The organism is Mesorhizobium sp. M7A.F.Ca.CA.004.04.2.1 (assembly GCF_004022825.1).
Taxonomy (GTDB): Bacteria; Pseudomonadota; Alphaproteobacteria; order Rhizobiales; family Rhizobiaceae; genus Mesorhizobium.
Window position 1 is genome coordinate 1 of sequence record NZ_RZPH01000636.1, and the last position, 3,576, is coordinate 3,576.

Sequence of the window (3,576 nt, forward strand, 5' to 3'; positions counted from 1 at the left end):
GTGCTGTGCTTCGGCTGGATCGACGCGGTGCGCAAGGGGCTGGACGACAAGAGTTTCCTGCAGCGCTACACGCCGCGCAGCCGGAAGAGCATCTGGAGCCTGATCAACATCGACAATGTCGCGCGGCTGGTCGAGGAGGGCCGCATGACCGAGCATGGGCTCAAACAGGTCGAGGCGGCCAAGGCGGACGGGCGCTGGGCGCGCGCCTATGGCAGCGGCAAGCAGATGAAGATCCCCGATGATTTGCAAGCAGCCATAGACGCCGAACCCGCCGCGAAGGCGATGCTTGAAAAACTCAGTGCGCAAAACCGCTTCGCACTCGCCTTCCGCACCCACAACATGAAGACCGAGGCCGGGCGCAAGAAGAAGATCGAGACGTTTGTAGCAATGCTGAAGCGCGGCGAGACGATCCATCCGCAAGGCAGGAAGTAAGCCGCTCAGGCTCTTTCTGCGGCGAGGGGCATGCGTTGCGCATGCGGCCCGCCACCCGATCCCTGGGCAGATTGTGATCGGCACTCAGCGTCGCATGAAGTGCTTCAGTATCTGAATCGCCGAATTGTTATAAGCATCTGTTTTTATGCGGATTTGACAGGTGTCTGTCGCGCATTTCCTCCGGCATTGCGTAGCCAAGAAAAAAGCCGCCCTCGCTTTTGCGAGCGGCGGCCTTTTCCCGGGAGGAAGTCAGGAAGGAGGGGCGATCAAGCAGCCTTGGCGTGCTTGATGGTTCAAAGGCAGATACTATTGGTTCAGGTCGACCGGTGTCACGCCAAGGAGTTTCAAGGCGTTGGCGTAGGTCCTGATGCCTTGGGCCTGCTTTCGCTCGGCACAAAACCGGTTCGCCTTGTCCTGGAGTGCCGTTGCCTCGGCGATCTGGCTTGCGCTCGTGCCTGGGACGGCTTTCGTCTGGATGGCTCCGTCGAGTTGAAGGCCGAGCTGGCTGCAATATTCGCTCCGGGTGACCGCTGCTTCCGCCCCCGACTCTGCGACCGCCAGCATGGCGAGCGAAATGCCTGTCAGGGCACCCATCCATCCGGTCGAGCGTCGTTGCATGTTTCGGGACCATTTCTTCGCGTTGTGCAGCAGCCTGCTTGACCGCCGCGAGGGTGGTTATGACAGGCGATGTTTTCGCGAGTTTTTCCCGGATGTTGAATCTTGTTTCTGGAGTGTGTCTGGGTGGGGTTGTCCCTTCTCCCCCTGTGGGAGAAGGTGGCCTCGCGAAGCGAGTCGGATGAGGGGTGTTCCAGGGAACACCAACGTCTCATTCGCTGGAACACCCCTCATCCGTCTAGGCGCTGACGCGCCGATCCACCTTCCCCCACAAGGGGGGAAGGCAAGGGCGTTCCGCTGTATGCGGCGCTTGCGCCTCTTCCTTTGCGGCCATCCTTCGCGTAAGGCGCCGGGCAAATCCTTTCACGCAAGCATATAGCCCGGACACCGCATGATCAGACTTGAAAGCATCAGCAAGCAGAACGGCCGTCAGCTTGTCTTCATCGAAGCGTCGGCCTCCCTGCAGAAGGGCGAGAAGGTCGGCCTCGTCGGGCCGAACGGCGCCGGCAAGACGACGCTGTTTCGCATGATCACCGGGCAGGAGCAGCCCGACGAAGGCCAGGTGCAGGTCGATCGCGGCGTCACCATCGGCTATTTCAGCCAGGATGTCGGCGACATGGAAGGCCACAGCGCTGTCGCCGAAGTGATGAACGGCGCCGGGCCGGTGTCCGAAGTCGCGGCCGAAATGGCAGCCCTCGAGGCGGCCATGGCCGATCCCGACCAGGCCGACCAGATGGACGAAATCATCGAAAAATATGGCGAGGCGCAGCACCGCTTCGAGGAACTCGACGGTTATGCGCTGGATGGCCGTGCGCGGGAAGTGCTGGACGGTCTCGGCTTTTCGCAGGAGATGATGGACGGCGATGTCGGAAAGCTGTCCGGCGGCTGGAAGATGCGCGTGGCGCTGGCCCGCATCCTGCTGATGCGGCCCGACGCCATGCTGCTCGATGAGCCATCGAACCATCTCGACCTGGAGAGCCTGATCTGGCTGGAATCCTTCCTGAAAAACTATGACGGCGCGCTGCTGATGACCTCGCACGATCGCGAGTTCATGAACCGCATCGTCAACAAGGTGGTCGAGATCGACGCCGGTTCGCTGACCGCCTATTCCGGAAACTACGAATTCTACCAGCAGCAGCGGGCGATCGCCGACAAGCAGCAGCAGGCACAGTTCGAGCGCCAGCAGGCAATGCTGGCCAAGGAGATCGCCTTCATCGAGCGCTTCAAGGCGCGCGCCTCGCATGCCGCGCAGGTGCAGAGCCGGGTGAAGAAGCTGGACAAGATCGACCGCGTCGAGCCGCCGAAGCGCCGCCAGACGGTTTCCTTCGATTTCCTGCCGGCGCCGCGCTGCGGCGAAGATGTCGTGACGCTGAAGAACGTCCACAAGGGCTATGGCAGCCGCTCCATCTATGAGGGGCTCGACTTCCAGGTGCGCCGCCGCGAGCGCTGGTGCATCATGGGCGTCAACGGCGCCGGCAAATCGACGCTTCTGAAGCTGGTCGCCGGCGCTTCCGAGCCCGACACCGGCACGGTCGCGCGCGGCCCAAGTGTCAAGATGGGTTATTTCGCCCAGCACGCCATGGAGGTGCTGGAAGGCGAGCGCACGGTGTTTCAGACACTGGAGGACGCGTTTCCGCAGGCCGGCCAGGCGCCGCTCAGGGCACTTGCCGGCTGCTTCGGTTTTTCCGGCGACGAGATCGAGAAGAAATGCCGCGTGCTGTCAGGCGGCGAGAAGGCGCGGCTGGTGATGGCGCTGATGCTGTTCGACCCGCCCAACCTTTTGGTGCTGGACGAGCCGACCAACCATCTCGACATCGCCACCAAGGAGATGCTGATCACCGCACTGTCGCAGTACGAGGGCACCATGCTGTTCGTCTCGCACGACCGGCATTTTCTGGCAGCGCTTTCCAATCGCGTGCTGGAACTGACGCCCGAAGGCATCCACACCTATGGCGGCGGCTATACTGAATATGTCGAGCGCACCGGCCAGGAAGCGCCGGGGCTCAGGAGCTAGGTAAATGATAAGGGCGGCGTCGGCTCGAAGCCGGCACCGCCCTTTGAATATGGTCCGGCTGGAATGACGGCCTTACTCGAACGAGATGGCCATGCCGCTGAGGTCGGCGTTGACCTGCAGGCCGACTTGCTTGCCCGTGAGTTCGAGTTGGGCGCCCTTGTCATTGGTCATGATGATCACCTGGGCTCCCTTGCCGATCGTGCCGCCGCCGCCGGCTGCTCCGTAGACCCCGGTCACGTCGCGGGCGCGGCGGATATGGCGAACCGTGCCGCGGAAATATGTCTTGGACACGCCGAAAGCCAGGCCTCCGGACACGGCGCCGATCGAGATCGGGTAGCTCTTGCCATGGAAGGTGAAGGTGCCCTTGCCGCCGGAGCCACCGACGAAGAAGGCCGCCTTGTAGACGGCGAAGCGGATCGTGCCGCTGTCGGCATGCGCGGCGCTGGCAAAGCCGATGCTCGCGGTGGCGATGGCGGCAACCGCGATGGAACGAAATCCGGATGAAATCTTCATGG

The 3,576-nt window shown here is 62.5% G+C and carries 4 protein-coding genes; 2 read left to right on the forward strand and 2 right to left on the reverse strand.

All coding sequences use genetic code 11. The annotated features are described in order from the left end of the window. A partial coding sequence (locus EN893_RS24255) for a YdeI/OmpD-associated family protein (protein ID WP_128361825.1) occupies positions 1 to 432 on the forward strand: 432 nt, incomplete at its 5' end. A gap of 306 nt (positions 433 to 738) precedes the next feature. Here EN893_RS24255 and EN893_RS24260 read toward each other — a convergent pair. Continuing rightward, complete coding sequence (locus EN893_RS24260; protein ID WP_127267002.1) at positions 739 to 1,026, reverse strand: hypothetical protein; 288 nt, start codon at positions 1,024 to 1,026, stop codon at positions 739 to 741. A gap of 412 nt (positions 1,027 to 1,438) precedes the next feature. Here EN893_RS24260 and EN893_RS24265 point away from each other — a divergent pair, with 412 nt between their 5' ends. Then, complete coding sequence (locus tag EN893_RS24265; protein ID WP_127267001.1) at positions 1,439 to 3,061, forward strand: ABC-F family ATP-binding cassette domain-containing protein; 1,623 nt, start codon at positions 1,439 to 1,441, stop codon at positions 3,059 to 3,061. 72 nt (positions 3,062 to 3,133) lie between these two features. On the opposite strand, the gene EN893_RS24270 is transcribed toward EN893_RS24265, so the two are convergent. Next, the gene (locus tag EN893_RS24270) at positions 3,134 to 3,574 is read right to left on the reverse strand and encodes a hypothetical protein (protein ID WP_127267000.1); all 441 of its coding nucleotides are present in this window, start codon (positions 3,572 to 3,574) and stop codon (positions 3,134 to 3,136) included. Between the last annotated feature and the right edge of the window lie 2 nt (positions 3,575 to 3,576).